Source organism: Nonomuraea sp. NPDC049709 (genome assembly GCF_040674815.1).
Lineage (GTDB): Bacteria > Actinomycetota > Actinomycetes > Streptosporangiales > Streptosporangiaceae > Nonomuraea.
Genome location: NZ_JBFANM010000002.1, coordinates 132709 through 149914, shown reverse-complemented (window position 1 = coordinate 149914; position 17206 = coordinate 132709). Strand labels below are relative to the sequence as shown.

Genomic DNA, 17206 nt, shown 5'->3' with positions numbered 1-17206 from the left:
CGGGTCCCTTTCAGATGATGACGTCGGTGAGCTCGCGCGGGTACGCCGTCAGCCGGCGCGGCCCCGACTCGGTGACCAGGACGGTGTCGGAGATGCGGTAGCCGGCGTGGCCCGGCACGTACACGCCGGGCTCGCTGGACAGGATCATGCCGGGGGCCAGCTCCGTCGCGTCGCCGTCCGACAGCCAGGGCGGCTCGTGGAAGCCGAGCCCGATGCCGTGGCCCTGCCGGTGGCGGATGTGCTCGGCGAGCCCGGCCTCCTCGATCACCTCCAGGCAGCGGCGGTTGGCCTCCTCGCAGGTGACGCCGGGGACCAGCGCCTCGGTGCCGACCTCCTGCGCCTCCCGGACGGCCTCGTAGTAGCGGGCCTGCCGCGAGCTGGGCTCGCCGATGACGAACGTGCGCTCGCTCTCCACGAACCTGCCGCCGACCGCGCAGCCCAGCGACAGCATGAACGTCTCCCCCGCCCGCAGCCGGTCGCCGCCGGGCAGGCGGTGCGGCTGGGCCGAGTTGGGCCCGCCGTAGACCAGGCCGCCGGTGAGCATGGGGACCACGACGGCGTCCTCGTGCCCGGCGTGCATGAGGCGGGAGCCGTACGAGATGACGTGCGCGGCCAGCTCCGTCTCGGCGGGCAGCTCGCCGCCCGCCTCGACGGCCGCCCTGACCAGCTCGACGCCGGCCTCGATCATCTGGTCGGCGATGCGGGCGGCCTCCTCGTGCAGCGCGATCTCCTCGGGCTGCTTGCGCAGCCGCACCCGGCCGACCGCGTCGCAGGCGCTCCATCGGGTCGCGGGGAACGCCTCGGCCAGCGCCCGCGTACGGGCGACGCTGATGGAGGGCGCGTACCCGGCCGTGCCGGGGACGCGTACGTGCCCGGCGAGCACCGCGAACGGCGACCTGATCCCGGGGAACTCCGGGTAGGCCACGATCTCGGCCCGGGCCCGCTGGTCCTGGGCGTACTCCCGCTCCAGGTCGGGCACCAGCAGCACCGGGTCGCCGTCGAGCGGCAGCCAGCAGGCGACCGGCCGCTCGTTCGGGAAGTGGTGGAAGCCGGTGAGGTAGGCGACGTCGAGCGGGTCGTCGAGCAGCAGCGCCGACAGCCCCTCGGCGGCCATGAGAGCCCGGACCCGGTCGAGCGCACCCGCGTAGAAGGTGTCGGGCAGCCTCTGGGAGAAGGTCATGTGTCGTTCCTGTGGTTGCGAGCGTCGTTGTAGGCGACGGACAGCAGGGTCGTGGACAGGACCAGCAGCAGGATGGCCAGCGACGGGAACAGCGTGGTCCACCAGGCGGAGGCGAGCGCGCCCGACTGCTGCGCCTTGTGCAGGATCGTGCCCCAGGACCAGCTGTTCGGATCGCCCAGGCCGAGGAAGGACAGCCCGGCCTCGGCCAGCACGGCGCGGGAGGTGGTGAGCACCACCGACACGCCGACGACGGGCACCACGCCGGGCAGCAGGTGCTTGCGCACGATCCACAACGACGAGCCGCCGACCACCTTGGCCGCCGACACGAACGGCATGGGCACGATCGACAGCGCCTGCGAGCGGACCACGCGGGCCACCTCGGGCCAGCTGAACAGCGCGATGACCACGGCCAGCGTGCGCACGCTGGGCCCGGCCAGCGCCGCCACCAGGATCATCAGCGGCAGCACGGGCAGCGACAGCGACAGGTCCACCAGCACGCCGAGCGGCGTGTCCAGGCGCCGGAAGTAGGCGGCGCTGACGCCGATGAGCAGGCCGATGACGATGGCCAGCACGGAGGCGCTGACGCCGACCGCCATGCTGACCCGGGCGCCCCAGATGACCTGGGCGAAGACGTCCTGGCCGATGTCGTCGGTGCCGAACCAGTGCGCGGCCGAGGGCGGCTGCGAGGTGTCGGCGCCGTACCCCTCGGGGAAGGGCGCGATGAGCGGCGCGAAGATCGCGACCAGGGCCAGCAGGATCAGCAGGATCCCGCTGGCCACGCCGAGGGGGTTGCGGCGGAAGGAGGCCCAGGTCCTCCGGCGCGGCGTGAGCTCCACAGCGACTGCCGTCATGAGGTACGCACCCTGGGGTCGAGGATTCCGTAGGCCACGTCGGTGATCAGGTTGGCCACCACGACGGCGGCCGCGAGCAGCACGAACGCGCCCTGCAGGACAGGGAAGTCGAGCTGGCCCACCGCCTCGTAGATGGCGCGGCCGATGCCCGGGTAGGCGTAGATCGTCTCGGTCAGCACCGCGCCGCCCACCAGGGTGCCGAGCTGGAGCCCGGCGATCGTGGTGGTCGGCAGCAGCGCGTTGCGCAGGGCGTGCTTCCACACGACCGCCCCCGGGCGCACGCCCTTCGCCTTGGCCAGCGAGACGTAGTCCTCGCCGAGCGCGTCGATGAGCGTGGTCCGCATCGTCAGCACGTAGCCGCCGAGCTGGATGAGGACCAGTGACAGGCAGGGCAGCACCAGGTGGTGCAGCATGCTGAGCGTCGCGCCGAAGCCGGTGGCGTCGAGGTCGACCGCCCCGCCGATGGGGAACCAGCCCAGCCAGACCCCCAGGACGTACATGAGGAAGATCCCGACGCTCGGCACGAACAGCGACTGCGCGGTGACGCCGGTGAGCTGGATGACGCGGTCCACCCACCCCTTGGCCCTGGTGGCGGCGAGCACGCCGAGCGGGATGCCCAGCACGATCGTCACCGCCATGGCCGACATCGTCAGGATCAGCGTCCACGGCAGCCGCTCCATGAGCACAGTCGTCACGGGGATCGACTGGCGGAACGACATGCCGAGGTTGCCCTGCAGGAGCTGGCCGAGGTAGTCGACGTACTGGGCGGCCAGGGGCTTGTCCAGGCCGAAGTCGGCCAGCAGCTTCTGGCGCAGCTCCTCGGTCATGTTCGGGTCGGCCACGGCCAGCACCGGGTCGCCGGGCAGCAGGCGGACCAGGAAGAACGTCACCGTGACCGCGAACCACAGGGTGAGCAGGCCGCGGGCCAGCCGGAGGCCGATGAACCGCATGGCGATCAGCCCGCCGGCTTCGCCGAGGCGAGGGAGAGCGGGTTCAGGACGGACAGCAGCTCGCTCGGCATCGGCTGGAACCCGGTCCACTTCGTGGAGTACGCGATGTTGAACGTCTCCACGTACAGGACGTTGTCGTAGACCTGGTCATGGATGATCCGCGCGGCCTCCTGGATCGGCGCCTTGGCCTCCTCCGTGGTGAGCGCCCGCTGCGCCCGGTCGATCAGCTCGTCCAGCTTGGGGTCGCTGACCTGGGCGTAGTTGATGAACCCGCCGGTCTTGAAGGCCAGCCCCAGGTTGGCGGGCGGGTTGTCCATGACCGCCCACGATCCGGCGTAGATGTCGAAGTCCCGCTTCAGGGTCTTGTCCAGGTACGTGTTGCGCTCCAGGCCCTGCAGCTTGATCGTGATCCCGGCCTTCTTCGCCGAGTCGCGGACCATGGGGGCCCAGCGGGCGATGTTCGGGTCGGCCTGGTCGTAGATCATGCTCAGGCTGAGGTTCGACGCCCCGGCCTCGGCCAGCAGCCTCTTGGACTGCTCGGGGTCGAAGACGAACTCCTTCGACGCCGGGTCCGTCCAGGCGGGCAGCGACGGCGTCAGGACGCTGGAGTTGGAGGACTTGGCGAAGCCCTTGAGCGCGATGTTCCTGATGGCCTCGTAGTCCACGGCGTGCGCCAGGGCCTGGCGGACGCGTACGTCGTCCAGCGGCTTGCGCTTGGTGTTGTACTGCAGGTGCGCCCAGCCCAGCGACGGGATCTGCTGCAGCTTGACCTTCGGATCGTTCTTCAGGTCGGTCGCGGTGGCGGGCGGCAGCACGTTCCCGATCAGGTCGATCTCGCCGTTGCGCAGCGCCAGGACTTCGGTGTTGACGTCGGGGAAGACGCGGAACACGATCTCCTTGACCGCCGGCGTGCCGGGGCCGAAGTCGTCCACCCGCTCCATGATGTAGCGCTGGCCGCGCTCGACCTTGGTCAGCTTGAACGGCCCGGCGCTGACCCAGTCCTTGTCGTTGGCGAACTTCTGCACGCTCGGCGCCTTCTCGAAGACGTGCTTGGGCACGACGGGCAGCCAGAAGCCCACGTTGTCGAGGAACGTCCCGTCGGGGCGGCTCAGCTTGAACCGCACCTCGGTCGGCGAGACGGCCTCGGCCTCGTCCAGCGCCGTGATGAGCCCGGCCACCACGCCGAACTTCTCCTTCTGCACGGCCGTGATCGAGAACACGACGTCGTCGGCGGTCACCGGCTTGCCGTCGGACCACTTCATGTCGTCGCGCAGCTTGACCGTGGCCGTCTTGCCGTCCTCGGCGTACGACCACTCGGTCGCCAGGTACGGGATGCGCTTGCCGGTCCCGTCCATCTGGGTCAGGTGCGGGTACATGAGGTTGGTGACCCACGAGTCCGTCCGGCTGTTGCCGACCAGGGGGTTGTAGTTGACCACGTCGGCGGTCGTGCCGATGGTCAGCCGGTCGGCCGAGGCCGGCGCCTGCGAGCCGTCCTGGGAGCCGGTCGAGCCGGTCGAGCCGGACTGGCCGGGGACGCTGGGGGCGCAGGCCGTAAGCGCGACGGCCAGCGCGGTGAGGAGAGCCGCACGTCTCATCAGATCCAGACCTCTTCCAGTACGCGCATGACGTTGCCGCCCACGACCTTGGTGATCTCGTCGTCGGAGTACCCGTGGGTGACGAGCCAGGCGATGATGTTCCAGAAGCACTCGGCCGGGTTCTCCAGGCCGTCCACGTAGGGCACCTTCTCGTAGCCGACGCCGGCGTGCGCCTCGTTGAGCGACAGGTGCTCGGCGAAGGTGTCGTGCAGCCCGACGTGGTCGCCGAACAGCGTGTCCGGGCCGAAGGCCACGTGGTCGATGCCGACCAGGTCCACGCAGTAGGTGAAGTGGTCCATCACCGACTCCAGGCTGTGCCTGGGGTGGTCGGGCGACAGGGTGGTGTGCGGGGCCGCCTCCAGGCCGATCACGCCGCCGCGCTCGGCCGCGGCCTTGATGACCGAGTCCGGCTTCATCCGGTTCGTCGGCCAGACCGAGCGGGCGCCCGCGTGAGTGATGAGGATCGGCCTGGTCGAGTGGCGGATGGTGTCGAGCGAGGTCTGGTCGCCGGAGTGGGAGACGTCGATGGCGATGCCCAGCTTGTTCATGCGGCGCACGGCCTTCTCGCCGAACAGGGTCAGCCCGCCGTCGCCACGCTCCTTCAGGCCGCTGCCCAGCGTGTTGGCCTCGCTGTAGGCGATGCCCATCTGGCGCACGCCGAAGCCGTACAGCATGTCGATCCGGTCGACCTCGTTCTCGATCATCGTGGCCGCCTCCAGCGCGAGCACGAGGCCGATGCGGCCGCTCGCGTGCGCCTGGTGCACGTCGGCCAGGCGCTCGACCTTGATGAGGAAGTCCTGGTGGGCGAGGTCCGACAGGCGCATGCCGATGTCGGCCACCACGTCGTTCCACTTCCAGCCGGCCTGGCTGGTGATGCAGCAGGTGCCGTCCATGAGGTTGTCGAAGACGACCGTCATGCCGGAGCGGGCCAGGCCCTCGTAACCGGTGTGGTGGCGGGCGGTGCGGTTGTAGTCGACGGTCTCGCTGATGTCGTCGGGGAAGACGGACGGGTGGTCGTGCAGCGAGACGACCAGGCTGTCGGTGAGCAGGCGGCGTACGCGCCCGCTCTGCTCGGAGGTGAGCTCGGGCCCCGCGTACGCCGGGACCCGGCCGAGCTCCGGCGCCAGGTCGAACCGGCGGTAGTCGACACCTGCCTCCAGGTACTCGTAGGAACGGTAGCCCTTGTAGCTCTTCGCAGCTTCCAGCATCTGGTAACCCCTCTTGTCCAATTGCGGGAAGTTTGCCAGGATCGGGCGCGAAAGACAATATTGAAGTTGTTTTCCGGCAGCCAAGCCAATCTCTACGCCAGCTTTCGTCACAATCGAGAAGGGGGTGCGGTGAGCGAACCACCGGTCCTGGAGCTACGCGGCCTGCACGTCACGTTCACCGCCCACGGGCGCGAGATCCCGGCCGTGCGCGGGGTGGACCTGACCATCGAACGCGGCCAGACGCTCGCGCTGCTCGGCGAGTCCGGCTCGGGCAAATCCGTCACCGCCAAGGCCGTCATGGGCCTGCTCGACCAGCCGAACGTCCGGGTGGGCTGCGAGGCCGCCCGGCTCGGCGGGCGGGACCTGCTCGCCATGAGCGCCGAGGAGCGGCGGGCCCTGCGCGGCAGCGAGATGACGCTCGTCTTCCAGGACGCGCTGTCGGCCCTGAACCCGGTGCTCAGCATCGGCGACCAGATCGGCGAGCTGTACCGGGTGCACCTCGGCCTGTCGCGCAAGCAGGCCAGGGCACGCTCGATCGAGATGCTGGGCCTGGTGGGCATCCCGGCCCCGGCCAAGCGGATCGACGACTACCCGCACCAGTTCTCCGGCGGGATGCGGCAGCGGATCCTGGTGGCCATGGCCGTGGCGCTCGAACCGGACCTGATCATCGCCGACGAGCCGACGACCGCGCTCGACGTGACCGTGCAGGCGCAGATCCTGGAGCTCATCGACCGGCTGCGGCGCGAGCTGGGCACCGCCGTGCTGCTGATCACGCACGATCTCGGGGTGGCGGCCGAGGTCAGCGACCGGGTGGCGGTGATGTACGCGGGGCGGATCGTGGAGAGCGGGGAGGTCGGCGAGCTGTACGACCTGCCCGCGCACCCGTACACCGCGGCCCTGCTGGCCGCCATCCCCGACCTGGACAGCCCGGCCTCGGAGCTGCGCGCCATCCCCGGCGCCCCGCCGAGCCCGGCCGAGACGCCGCCCGGGTGCTCGTTCGCGCCGCGCTGCGACCGGGCGAGCGAGGTGTGCGGCACCACCAGGCCACCGCTGACCGTCCTGCGTACCGGGATCGACCGGTACGCCGCCTGCCACCACTCGGAGGAGATGCTCGATGGCGCCCTCGCCTGACCACGAGCCGGTGTTGACAGCCTCGAACCTGCACAAGACCTACCGCGGCGGCCTGCTCTCCCGGGGCGGGGCCGTGCGCGCGGTGGCCGGCGTGGACCTGGAGCTGTACCCCGGGGAGACGCTCGGCATCGTCGGCGAGTCCGGCTGCGGTAAGTCCACCCTGGCCCGGATGCTCGTCGGCCTCGAACGCCCCGACGAGGGCGAGGTCGCCTTCCGCGGCCGCCCGTTCTTCGGCCGCGGCCTTTCCGGCGGCGGCGTGCCGCGCGACATCCGGCGCCGCGTCCAGATGGTCTTCCAGGACCCGCTCACCTCGCTCAACCCGCGCATGACCGTGCACGACATCGTGGCCGAGCCGCTGCGCGTGCACCGGCTGGCGCGGGACGCCCGGGCCATGCGGGACCGGGTCGGAGAGCTGCTGGAGCTGGTGGGCCTGTCGCCGGACCGGATGCACCGGTTCCCGCACGAGTTCTCCGGCGGGCAGCGGCAGCGTGTCGGGATCGCCAGGGCCCTGGCCACGGAGCCCGACGTGATCGTGTGCGACGAGCCGGTGTCGGCGCTGGACATGTCGGTGCAGGCGCAGGTGGTCAACCTGTTCGCGGAGCTGCAGCGGACGCTCGGGGTGGCGCTGGTGTTCATCGCGCACGACCTGGCCGTGGTCCGGCACGTCTCGCACCGGGTGGGGGTGATGTACCTGGGGCGGGTGGCGGAGCTGGGGCCGGCGGCCGGGGTGTACGGGGCGCCGGCGCATCCGTACACGATGGCACTGCTGTCGGCCGCGCCGGTGCCGAAGCCGCGGCTGCGGGGGCGCTCGCGCATCATGCTGGCCGGCGACCCGCCGAGCCCGGTGGCGCCGCCGCCCGGGTGCCGTTTCCACACGCGCTGCTGGAAGGCCACCGACCGGTGCTCCGAGGTGGAGCCGGCGCTGGAAGCGGTCGGCGACCACTACGCCGCCTGCCACTACGCGGAGCGCACCGCCTGAACGCACCGCCCGAGCGCACCGCCTGAACGCACCGCCCGAGCGCACCGCCTGAACGCACCGCCCGAGCGCACCGCCTGAGGCACACGACCTGGGTGCCACTCAGGCGCCGTCCCGGCCCGGCCGGACCGTCACCACGCACACGTCGTCCCCCCTGCCGTCCGCCTCGCGCATGAGCGCGGCGGCGATCACCGCCGGGGTGCGGGTGAACAGGCCGGGCAGGGCCGCGGGGTCCCAGCGGCCGGCCAGCCCGCCGGTGTGCAGGACCACGGTGGCGTGGGCGGGCAGCGCGTACGCCCGCGCGCCGTCCCGGGGCGTCAGCCCCTGCCGCCGCCCGCCGTGCACGACCCAGCCGGAGACGTCGCCGAGCCCGGCGAAGGACACACGGCCCGGTTCGACGCGGGCGACCGCGATCCCGGCGCCGGCCGTCGCGGCGCCCAGCCGCGCCACCACCGCCTGCGGCTCCTGCCCGCCCACCTCGGGAAGCAGGCGAGCGGCCGCGTCGCAGACCAGCACGGTCGTGACCGGGCCGGCCCGGTGGACGGCGAACCCGTCGCCGCCCGCCCGGGTCACGCCGCTGGCCCGCAGCGGCGGGCGGGCCGTCCGGCCGGCGGTGAAGTACATCGCCAGCACGGTGCCCTTGCCGGGCAGGGAGTGCACGTCGTAGCCGGAGGCGCTGCGGGAGATGGCGCCCAGGCCGATGCCCAGCGTCCCGGAGGTGGAGTAGCCGTCGCGCAGCGCGCGGGCCACGTCCGCCATGCCCGGCCCGCGGTCCAGGGCGATGAGCTCCACCGTGGCGGGCGCCTCGGGATGCGGCCGCACCAGCGCGGCGCCCTCCCTGGCGTGCTTGACCAGGTTGGACACGGCCTCGCTGACGGCCACCGCCAGTCGGCTGACGAGCAGCTGGTCGAAGCCGGCCGCCTCGGCCAGGGCGACGGCCTTCCGGCGCACCGCGCCGACCGCGCCGGCCTCCTCCGCACGCACCCAGCCCATACGCATACCGTACGGCGGTCGCCGGGCGAGCTCGAGGGCTCTTGGCTTCTCCGTTCCTGGGTACGTGAGAGGGAAGGCAAGCTTTGATGACATGGTGTCGTCATCAGCTTGACGCCGGACGCCGACGTTTGTGACACTTCGTCATGAAACGCCAGCACGAGCAAAGGTGGGCCGTGACCACGTCGTTCTCCGAGACCCTGAGGAATGCCACCTGGGCCGACCACGAGTCGGCCGAGTCCGAGGGATATCTCTCAGCGCTGATGGCCGGGCGGTTGAGCGAGCACGAATACGGCGAGATGGTCGCCCAGCACTACTTCGCGTACACCGCCCTCGACGGCGTGTCACGAGAGCTGAGCGACCACCCGGTGGCCGGCCGGTTCGTGTTCCCGGAGCTCTACCGGGAGCCGGCGCTGGAGCGCGACCTCGCCACGATCTACGGCCCCGGCTGGCGCGACCGGATCGCGCCGTCCAAGTCCACCCGCACCCTGATGGCCCGCATCCACCAGGTGGCCGACTGGCCCGGCGGCTACGTGGCCCACCACTACACCCGCTACCTCGGCGACCTGTCGGGCGGCCAGTTCATCCGCATGGAGCTGCAGAAGATCTACGGTTACGCCAGGGGCGGGGGCGTCGACTTCTACATCTTCGACGAGCTGGGCAGCCTGCCGCGCTTCAAGAACGAATACCGCTCGCGCCTCGACGTGCTCGGTCTGGAGCTCGGCGAGCGCGAGCAGCAGCGGATGATCGGCGAGGTCCGGCTGGCCTACCAGCTCAACGCGGAGGTCCTGGCCGAGCTGAGGCACGTGGTCAAGGCCGCCGCCTGACCGTCGCCCGGGGCAGGAGCCGCACCCAGGCGCACCCGTCCGGCCCGAGCAGGCCGTCCATGACGGGCGCGCCGGCGAGCAGGACCTCGGAGTGGGCGGGCAGCCGTACGGGCGTGGCCGTGAAGTTGACCACGCACGCGAACGCGCCGCCCGCCCGCGCGAAGGCCAGCACCCCCGGCTCCGTGTCCAGCCACGTCAGCGTCTGCGGCAGCGGGACGAGCAGGTCCCGCCGCAGCGCCAGGGCGGCGCGGTAGAGGGAGAGCATCGAGTGCGGGTCGGCGGACTGGGCCTCGGCGGTCAGGTCCTTCCAGGCCGGCGGCTGCGGCAGCCACGGCCCGGCGGCGGCGCCCGGGGGCGAGAAGCCGAACGGCGGCTCCTCCCCCGACCACGGCAGCGGCACCCGGCAACCGTCCCGGCCCCGGTCGGTACGGTTGGAGCGTTCCCAGGTCGGGTCCTGCAGCAGCTCCTCCGGCAGGTCCTCCACCTCGGCCAGCCCGAGCTCGTCGCCCTGGTAGACGTACACGCCGCCGGGCAGCGCCAGCGTGAGCAGGGCCGCCGCCCTGGCCCGGCGCACGCCCAGCTCCAGGTCGCTGGGCGCGCCGTGCCGCTTGTCGCCCATGTCGAAGGCGGTCTCGGCCCGGCCGTAGCGGGTGACGTGGCGGATGGTGTCGTGGTTGGACAGCACCCAGGTGGGCGGGGCGCCGACGGCCTCGTGGGTGTCGAGGGTGGCGGTGATCACGTCGTGGACGGCGCCGGCCTCCCACGCGCCGCAGAGGAACTCGAAGTTGAAGGCCGAGTGCAGCTCGCCGGGCCGCAGGTAGCGGGCGAACTGGGCGGGCGTGGGCAGCCACACCTCGCCGACGAAGACCCGCTCGCCGTCGTAGGCGTCGGTGACGCGCCGCCACGACCGGTAGATCTCGTGCACGCCGTCACAGTCCTGGTACGGCAGGTCCACCGGGTCGGGATCGGCCCCGACGTCCGGCAGCCCGTCCTTCTTGACCAGCCCGTGCGCCACGTCCACCCGGAACCCGTCCACCCCGCGGTCCAGCCAGAACCGCAGGATGTCGGTGAACTCCGCGCGCACCTCCGGGTGCTCCCAGTTCAGGTCGGGCTGCTCGGGGGCGAACATGTGCAGGTACCACTGCCCGTCCGCCACCCGCGTCCAGGCCGGCCCGCCGAAGTACGACTGCCAGTCGTTCGGCGGCAGCTCCCCGTCCCGCCCCCGCCCCGGCCGGAACCAGAACCGCTCCCTGGCCGCCCCGCCGGCCAGCGCCGCCTCGAACCACGGGTGCCGGGCGGAGCAGTGGTTCGGGACCAGGTCGACGAGGAGGCGCAGGCCGTGCGCGTGCACGTCCTCGATGAGCCGCTCGGCGTCGGCGAGCGTGCCGAAGAGGGGGTCGATGTCCCGGTAGTCGGCGATGTCGTACCCGGCGTCGGCCATGGGCGAGACGTACCACGGCGTGAGCCAGAGGGCGTCCACGCCCAGGTCGCGCAGGTACGGCAGGCGCCGCCGGATTCCGGCGAGGTCGCCGACGCCGTCTCCGTCGCCGTCGGCGAAGCTGCGCACGTAGATCTGGTAGATCGCGGCAGTGCGCCACCAGGCGGACGGGGTGAGGGGCATGGACACGTGACTCCTGATCTCTGAGTGTCGTTGAACGGTGCGCGGACGTGCCGCCGCTACCAGCCGGTGTTGCCCTGACCTCGGACGAAGGTGTAGCCGGTCAGGTTGTTCAGGCCGCCGGACGTGGCCCCGGTGACCTTGACGCCGGTCGCCGTGGCGCTGCCGGCCGCGTTCGCCTCGATGCCGTACGTGCCGGCCCCGGAGATGGTGACCCGGTCGAGCGTGAGGTTGGCGATGGTCTTCTGCCAGCTCAGCAGCAGCCCCTGGTGGAGGCTGTCGTTGACGGCGACGTCCTGGACCACGACGGGCGCGGTGATGTCGGCGGTGTCCGCGTAGATCCACAGGGCGCCGAGCTGGGCGCCCCAGTTGGGCTCGTACCCGCCGGTCCTGGTGAGCGTGTTGCGCCGGACCGAGGTCGTGCCGCTGAACGGCACCGGCGAGAAGCGGGTGCTGATCGCGATGCCAGCGGAGCCGGTCACGGTGTCGGACAGCAGGTTGTCCTCGACCCGGTTGCCCGAGCCGCCGTAGACGCCGACGGCGTTGGCCAGCATCGGCAGCGTGACCGTGTTGAAGGTGAACGCGCAGTTCGTGACCGGTGCCCCTTGCGAGAACATGGCCAGCCCGTCGTCCCCGGTGTTGCGCACGACGCTCTGGTCGAAGCGGGTGTTGCGGACGTCGGCGTGCAGGTTGACGCCGTCGGCGAACGTGTCGCGGATGCGTACGCCGGCGACGTACAGCCCGTCGGTGCCCGAGTCGACCCACATGCCGACCTTGACGTGCTCCATCCAGACGTTGTGCACCAGCGAGCCGGTGCCGAAGTTGCCCTCGATGCCGGTGTCGAACGCGGCGTCGTCGCGGTAGCGGACGTCGCCGGCGATGGTCAGGTCGGCGATCTGCACGCCGGAGCCGGTGGCGAAGAAGCCGCCCTTGCCGTTCGTGCCGCGCAGGGTGGTGTGCCACTGGCCGGCGCCGCGCACGCTCACCCCGGCCACGTTGACGCGCGCGCTGATGACGAACGTGCCGGCCGGGATCCACACGCCCCTGCCCTGCGCGCGGGCGGCGGCGACGGCGTTGCCGATGGCGGCGGTGTCGTCGCCGGAGTCGTCGGCGACCGCGCCGTAGGAGGTGACGGGCAGGTGGTCGGCGGGCATGGTGAGCGCCGCGGCGACCTGCTCGGTGTCGATGAGGTCGATCACGTAGTAGGCGGCGCTGGAGGAGGCGTCCTTCTGCAGCTTCAGCACCGTGCCTGCGGGCTGGGCGGGGATGCGCGCGCGGGCCTCGTCGTAGAAGTGGTGGGGGTTCCCGCCGGCGGGGTCGTTGCCGTACGGGTAGGCACCGTAGACCCAGCTGTAGGTGGAGCTGAGGGTGAGGTCCTGGAGCTTGGTGCCGTTCGCGTAGAGGGCCAGGGGCGCGGTGGTGCCGGTCCCGGCCGCGTTGTCGGGGACGATGTGCCGCACGACGATCGAGTTCGCCGGCCTGGTCAGCGTGAACTGGACGTACTCGCCGGTCGAGGCCAGCTTGACGGCGCGGCGGCCGGACGACTCGGCGGCCTGGGTGAGGTACGTGCGGTCGGGGCCGATGACGGTGGCATTGGTGGTGCCGTGCTCGGCCTCGTACTCGGTGTAGGGGACGGTGGCGCCGCGGGTCTCAAGCGTGCCGGCGCCGGCGACGGTGAGGCCGTCGAGCGCGACGCCGCCGGTGTCGCCGCTGTCGTACTGGTAACCGATCAGGTTGAGGCCGGCGCGCAGGGTCAGCGTGTGGGTGACGGTGAGCCAGCCGGCGCCGGCGGGGAGGGTGATGCGGCCGGCCTTCAGCCCGTTCGCGTACGCGGTGAGCGTTCTGGCGGTGCCGGTGGGGTTGGCGTACCTGAGGGTGGTGGCGGCGGGTCCGGCGGCGGGCATGGTCAGGGTGCGGATCGCGCGGGCGCCGGGGGTCGTGAAGCCGGTGGCGTAGCCGGTGCCGGCGTAACCGCCGATCGAGGTCGCCACGCCCGCGCCGCCGGCCAGGAACGCGGTCTCCATCTCGTACGGCAGCGCCGCCACCGGATCGGCGACCGTGATGCTGTCCAGGTTGACGTTGCCCAGGTCCGTGCTGTCGAAGCGGTAGGCGATGGTGTTCGAGCCGGCCCTGAGCGGGAGGGTCTCGTCCTTGGTGCCCCAGGCGTTCCAGGGGCCGACGGCGGGCAGCGAGGTCTGGCGGATCTTCGTGCCGTTGACGTAGACGGACAGGGACATCGTGGCCGTGGTGCCGTTGGCGTAGCGCAGGCTGACCGTCGCCGCGCCGTCGGCCGGGGCCGAGACGGTGAAGGTCGTGGCCGCCCTGCCCTTGTTGCCGTCGGTGTAGCCGGCCACGAAACCGCTGCCGGTGTAGCCGCCGTGCTCGGTGCTGACGGCCGCGCCGCCGGACAGCGCCGCCGACTCGGCCTGGTAGGTGGTGGTGGCCGCCCGCGCGGGAACGGTGAGGACGGCGAGTGCGAGGACCACGGAAACGGACAGTCTGCGTAACATGCGAGCTCCTTGCCTACGAGATCAGCCCTTGAGGGCGCCGGCCGACAGGCCGCTGAGGATGCCGCGCTGGAAGATCATGAAGATGATGATCACGGGAAAGGACGCGATCGCGAGCGCGGCGAACATCTCGTTCTGCGGCACGAACCCGGTGAACGCCAGCCGGCTCAGCGCCACGCTGAGCGTCTGCGCCTGTGGGTCGCGCAGCACCAGCAGCGGCCAGAGGAAGTCCTTCCAGGCCCCGATGATCGCGAAGATCGACACGACGGACAGCACCGGCCGCGACAGCGGCAGCACGATGCTCCACAACATCCGGAAGCGGCCGGCGCCGTCGATGGCCGCCGCCTCCAGCAGCTCGCCCGGGATCCGGTCGAAGAACCGCTTGAGCACGTAGATGTTGAACGCGTTGGCCGCGGCGGGCAGCCAGAGCGCCCAGGGCGAGTCGACGAGGTTGACGCCGAGGATCGGCACGTCCACGACGGCCAGGTATTTCGGCACCAGCAGCGCGTCGGCCGGCAGCATGAGGCTGGCCAGGATGAGGCCCAGCACCAGCTTGCCGAGCACCGGGCGCAGCCGGGACAGCGCGTACGCCGCCGCCACGTCCACCACCAGCGTGAACAGCCAGACGCCGGCCGTGTAGAAGGTGGTGTTGAGCAGGAACCGGCCCAGGTCCAGCCGCTCCCACGCGGTGGCGAACGTCTCGGGGTGCCACTCGCGCGGCACCAGCGTGGGCACCGGCTCTGCCAGCTCGGCGGGCGCCTTCATCGCGCCGGTGACCATCCAGTACAGGGGGAAGAGGAAGATCAGCACGAACAGCACGGCCAGGCCCGCCAGCACGGTCCAGTAGACGATCCGGCGGTGGCCGCGGTTCAGGTCGGCCTCGGAGATCAGCGTCCTGGCGGCCGGCTCGCGCCGTACCCGCCGGGCCTTCGCGCGGGCGGGCGGCGCCGCGGCGGGGGCCGGGCGCGCGGTGGTGAGGGTCATCTCAGTCCTTGTCGCGGGTCAGGCGCAGGTACGCGGCCGAGAACGCGCCCAGCACCACGAACAGCAGCACGCTCATCGAGGCCGCCAGCCCGAAGTCGTTGTTGACGGTGAAGGCGTAGCGGTAGACGAGCACCATGACCGTGATCGTGTCCGGGTTGGTGGTGCCGGTGAGCTGGTACGGCTCGATGAAGACCTGCATGGTGGCCACGATCTGCAGCAGGAGCAGGACCAGCAGGATGAAGCGCATCTGCGGCAGGACGACGTGCCGGATCCGCTGCCGGACGCTCGCGCCGTCGAGCTCGGCGGCCTCGTACAGCTCGCTCGGGATGGTGGCCAGGCCGGCCAGGTACATGATCGTGGCCCCGCCCATGTTGGCCCAGGTCGAGACGAGGACCAGGGAGATCATGGCCAGCTTCGGGGACTGCGTCCAGTCGGAGCCGGGCAGGCCCAGCCCGGTCAGGATCGAGTTGAACAGGCCGTTGCCGGGGTCGTAGAAGTACTGCCAGAGCAGCACGCTGACGATCGGCGGCAGCATGACCGGCATGTAGACCGCGATCCTGAAGAACCCCTTGAGGTGCCGGAACTCGTTGACCACGACGGCCACCACGAACGGCACCGCGTACCCGAACAGCAGCGCCAGCCCCGTGAACTCCAGCGTGTTGCCCCAGGCCGTGAAGAACAGCGGGTCGGCGAACAGGGCGCGGAAGTTGTCCCAGCCGACCCAGATCGCGTCGGTGACGAAGTTGACCTGCTGGAAGGCCAGGACGATGCCCCTGACCAGGGGGTACCACGAGAACAGGGCGAAGCATGCGACGCCGGCCGCCAGGAACGCCCAGGCGTGCAGGTTGTCGGCGACCTTGCGGCCCGGCCGGGCACGGCGCCGGGTGACGGCCGTCACCTGACCGTGGCCAGGATCTGGTTGACCTGCTTCTCGGCGTCGGCCAGCAGCCGCGCCGGGTCGGCGTCGCGGTTGGTGAGGACCTGCTGCATGGCGGTGTCGAGCGCGGCGTAGACCTGCTGGGCGTTCGGCGGCTCCAGCTTGACCGGGACGCGGCCGAGGGCCTCGGCGAACGGGGCGAAGTTCTCCGTGGGGATGTTGGCGTGCTTCTTCGTCGCGTCGAGCTGCTTCCGCTCCGAGGCGCCGGTCCACACGTTCGGCTCGGGCAGGCCGACGGGCAGGCCCTTGGCGGCGGCCTTCTCGTTGTCGGCGGCGATGCGGTCGGGGTTCTTCTTGAACGTCAGCCAGGCCAGCCCGGCCCTGATCTTCTCGGCGCTGAGGCCGGCCTTGAACATGTAGCCGGAGCCGCCGCCGAGCGTGCCCAGCCCGCCGGGGATCGGGCCCATGCCGTAGTCGTCGTACGTGGCCTTGAACCGGGTGACGGTGTTGGTCAGGTCGCCGGTGGAGCCCACCATCTGGCCGAGCTTGCCCGCGGCCATGAGCTTGACCAGGTCGTCGTACTCCAGGAGCTGGCGCTTGCCCATCGTGTCGTCGGTCCAGCGCATGTCCTTGAGCTGCTGCAGCACCTGGCGGCCCTTGTCGTCGTTGAAGGCCGCCTTCCAGGCTCCGGTCGCCGCGTCCTTGACCGCGACGTCGCCGCCGAGGGAGTAGAGCTCGGCGGTGAAGTGCCAGCCGCCGGTGTTGGACTTGCTGTAGTCGCCGTAGCCGACGACGCCGTCTCCGAGCGCGGCCAGCCTCTTGGCGTTCTCGCGGACCTCGGCCCAGGTGAGCGGGGGCTTGCCGGGGTCGAGGCCGGCCTTCTCGTACAGCTTGCGGTTGTAGAGCAGGCCCAGGGAGTAGTTGTCGTCGGGCAGCCCGTACACCTTGCCGCGCCCGTCCGAGAAGACCTGCATCAGGCCCGGCTTGTAGTCCTTGGTGACCGGGAACTCCGCCAGGTAGGGCGCGACGTCGGAGACCTGCCGCTTGGCGATGAGGTTCTGGGCGTCGGTGAGGTAGACGTAGAAGACGTCCTCGAGCTGGCCGCCGGCGATCTTGGCGTTGAACGTCTGAGGGTCCATGAAACCCTCCTTGGCGTCGATCCGGTAGCCGGGGAACCTGGCCTCGAACGCCTTGACGTTCTCCTCGAACACGGCCCGGTTGTACTCGTCGGTCGCCGGGGGCAGGCCGTTGACCGTGATGGTCACGGGGCCGCCCGCGGACGCTTCGGGCTCGACCCCCTGGCCGCCGCAGGCCGCGGAGGCCAGCGTCGTCGCGCAGACGGCCAGAGACAGCCCGAGGGCCCTGCCGCGCTTCATCACTAGCGATCCCTTCCGTGGGTGGAAACACCTGGACCTGGGCAGCCCGGATCGCCGGCGGTGCGTGCGCACCGCGTCGTGTGGGGTTTTCGAGCGCCGAGGTGTTGCCCAGAACCGTAGGACCGCACATGTCGGA

14 protein-coding genes are annotated in these 17206 nt (G+C 71.3%); 3 read left to right on the top strand and 11 right to left on the bottom strand.

Going from position 1 to position 17206, the window contains the following annotated elements:
* Nucleotides 1–10: 10 nt before the first annotated feature.
* Genes AB0J69_RS02830 through AB0J69_RS02810 form a run of 5 tightly spaced genes read right to left on the bottom strand, consistent with a single transcriptional unit; the run spans nt 11 to nt 5784 of the window.
* Nucleotides 11–1180 (bottom strand): Xaa-Pro peptidase family protein, encoded by a 1170-nt coding sequence (locus AB0J69_RS02830; RefSeq protein WP_364112144.1) that lies wholly within the window; start codon nt 1178–1180, stop codon nt 11–13.
* A complete protein-coding gene (locus AB0J69_RS02825) occupies nt 1177–2031 on the bottom strand; it encodes an ABC transporter permease (RefSeq protein ID WP_364112142.1) in 855 nt (284 codons plus the stop codon). The genes AB0J69_RS02830 and AB0J69_RS02825 overlap by 4 nt, the downstream gene beginning before the upstream one ends.
* Entirely contained in the window at nt 2028–2981 is a 954-nt protein-coding gene (locus AB0J69_RS02820; RefSeq protein ID WP_364112140.1) for an ABC transporter permease, read from the bottom strand. Before AB0J69_RS02820 ends, AB0J69_RS02825 begins: the two co-directional genes overlap by 4 nt.
* Before the next feature lie 5 nt (nt 2982–2986).
* A complete protein-coding gene (locus AB0J69_RS02815) occupies nt 2987–4576 on the bottom strand; it encodes an ABC transporter substrate-binding protein (protein ID WP_364112138.1) in 1590 nt (529 codons plus the stop codon).
* Nucleotides 4576–5784, bottom strand: a complete 1209-nt coding sequence (locus AB0J69_RS02810; protein WP_364112136.1) for a membrane dipeptidase — start codon at nt 5782–5784, stop codon at nt 4576–4578. The genes AB0J69_RS02815 and AB0J69_RS02810 overlap by 1 nt, the downstream gene beginning before the upstream one ends.
* A 129-nt stretch (nt 5785–5913) precedes the next feature.
* On the opposite strand from AB0J69_RS02810, the gene AB0J69_RS02805 reads away from it, so the two are divergent.
* Nucleotides 5914–6915, top strand: coding sequence for an ABC transporter ATP-binding protein (locus tag AB0J69_RS02805; RefSeq protein WP_364112134.1), 1002 nt, complete (start codon nt 5914–5916; stop codon nt 6913–6915).
* Nucleotides 6899–7894: an oligopeptide/dipeptide ABC transporter ATP-binding protein gene (locus AB0J69_RS02800; RefSeq protein ID WP_364112132.1), complete on the top strand. Its 996-nt coding sequence runs from the start codon at nt 6899–6901 to the stop codon at nt 7892–7894. Before AB0J69_RS02805 ends, AB0J69_RS02800 begins: the two co-directional genes overlap by 17 nt.
* A 99-nt stretch (nt 7895–7993) precedes the next feature.
* On the opposite strand, the gene AB0J69_RS02795 is transcribed toward AB0J69_RS02800, so the two are convergent.
* Nucleotides 7994–8884 carry an ATP-binding protein gene (locus AB0J69_RS02795; protein WP_364112130.1) on the bottom strand — a complete coding sequence of 297 codons (891 nt, stop codon included), beginning with the start codon at nt 8882–8884 and terminating at the stop codon, nt 7994–7996.
* A gap of 173 nt (nt 8885–9057) precedes the next feature.
* Between AB0J69_RS02795 and AB0J69_RS02790 the strand changes: the two genes are divergently transcribed.
* Complete coding sequence (locus AB0J69_RS02790; RefSeq protein ID WP_364112128.1) at nt 9058–9708, top strand: biliverdin-producing heme oxygenase; 651 nt, start codon at nt 9058–9060, stop codon at nt 9706–9708.
* Here the strand turns inward: AB0J69_RS02790 and AB0J69_RS02785 are convergent.
* Genes AB0J69_RS02785 through AB0J69_RS02765 form a run of 5 tightly spaced genes read right to left on the bottom strand, consistent with a single transcriptional unit; the run spans nt 9692 to nt 17070 of the window.
* Nucleotides 9692–11329: a glycoside hydrolase family 13 protein gene (locus tag AB0J69_RS02785; protein ID WP_364112438.1), complete on the bottom strand. Its 1638-nt coding sequence runs from the start codon at nt 11327–11329 to the stop codon at nt 9692–9694. The genes AB0J69_RS02790 and AB0J69_RS02785 overlap by 17 nt on opposite strands.
* Before the next feature lie 56 nt (nt 11330–11385).
* Nucleotides 11386–13836, bottom strand: a complete 2451-nt coding sequence (locus AB0J69_RS02780; RefSeq protein ID WP_364112126.1) for a glycosyl hydrolase family 28-related protein — start codon at nt 13834–13836, stop codon at nt 11386–11388.
* 21 nt (nt 13837–13857) lie between these two features.
* Nucleotides 13858–14817, bottom strand: a complete 960-nt coding sequence (locus AB0J69_RS02775) for a carbohydrate ABC transporter permease (RefSeq protein WP_364112124.1) — start codon at nt 14815–14817, stop codon at nt 13858–13860.
* A 1-nt stretch (nt 14818) separates the two neighbouring features.
* On the bottom strand, nt 14819–15715 hold the full coding sequence (locus AB0J69_RS02770) for a sugar ABC transporter permease (protein WP_364112122.1): 897 nt from the start codon (nt 15713–15715) through the stop codon (nt 14819–14821).
* Nucleotides 15712–17070 carry an extracellular solute-binding protein gene (locus AB0J69_RS02765; RefSeq protein WP_364112120.1) on the bottom strand — a complete coding sequence of 453 codons (1359 nt, stop codon included), beginning with the start codon at nt 17068–17070 and terminating at the stop codon, nt 15712–15714. Before AB0J69_RS02765 ends, AB0J69_RS02770 begins: the two co-directional genes overlap by 4 nt.
* Nucleotides 17071–17206 lie beyond the last annotated feature (136 nt).

Bases quoted from the DNA above. Each gene is read 5' to 3' on its own strand.
- AB0J69_RS02800 (WP_364112132.1), top strand. From the start codon at position 6,899: ATGGCGCCCTCGCCTGACCACGAGCCGGTGTTGACAGCCTCGAACCTG.
- AB0J69_RS02775 (WP_364112124.1), bottom strand. From the start codon at position 14,817: ATGACCCTCACCACCGCGCGCCCGGCCCCCGCCGCGGCGCCGCCCGCC.
- AB0J69_RS02780 (WP_364112126.1), bottom strand. From the start codon at position 13,836: ATGTTACGCAGACTGTCCGTTTCCGTGGTCCTCGCACTCGCCGTCCTC.
- AB0J69_RS02785 (WP_364112438.1), bottom strand. From the start codon at position 11,329: ATGCCCCTCACCCCGTCCGCCTGGTGGCGCACTGCCGCGATCTACCAG.
- AB0J69_RS02820 (WP_364112140.1), bottom strand. From the start codon at position 2,981: ATGCGGTTCATCGGCCTCCGGCTGGCCCGCGGCCTGCTCACCCTGTGG.
- AB0J69_RS02815 (WP_364112138.1), bottom strand. From the start codon at position 4,576: ATGAGACGTGCGGCTCTCCTCACCGCGCTGGCCGTCGCGCTTACGGCC.
- AB0J69_RS02830 (WP_364112144.1), bottom strand. From the start codon at position 1,180: ATGACCTTCTCCCAGAGGCTGCCCGACACCTTCTACGCGGGTGCGCTC.
- AB0J69_RS02825 (WP_364112142.1), bottom strand. From the start codon at position 2,031: ATGACGGCAGTCGCTGTGGAGCTCACGCCGCGCCGGAGGACCTGGGCC.
- AB0J69_RS02765 (WP_364112120.1), bottom strand. From the start codon at position 17,070: ATGAAGCGCGGCAGGGCCCTCGGGCTGTCTCTGGCCGTCTGCGCGACG.
- AB0J69_RS02795 (WP_364112130.1), bottom strand. From the start codon at position 8,884: ATGGGCTGGGTGCGTGCGGAGGAGGCCGGCGCGGTCGGCGCGGTGCGC.
- AB0J69_RS02810 (WP_364112136.1), bottom strand. From the start codon at position 5,784: ATGCTGGAAGCTGCGAAGAGCTACAAGGGCTACCGTTCCTACGAGTAC.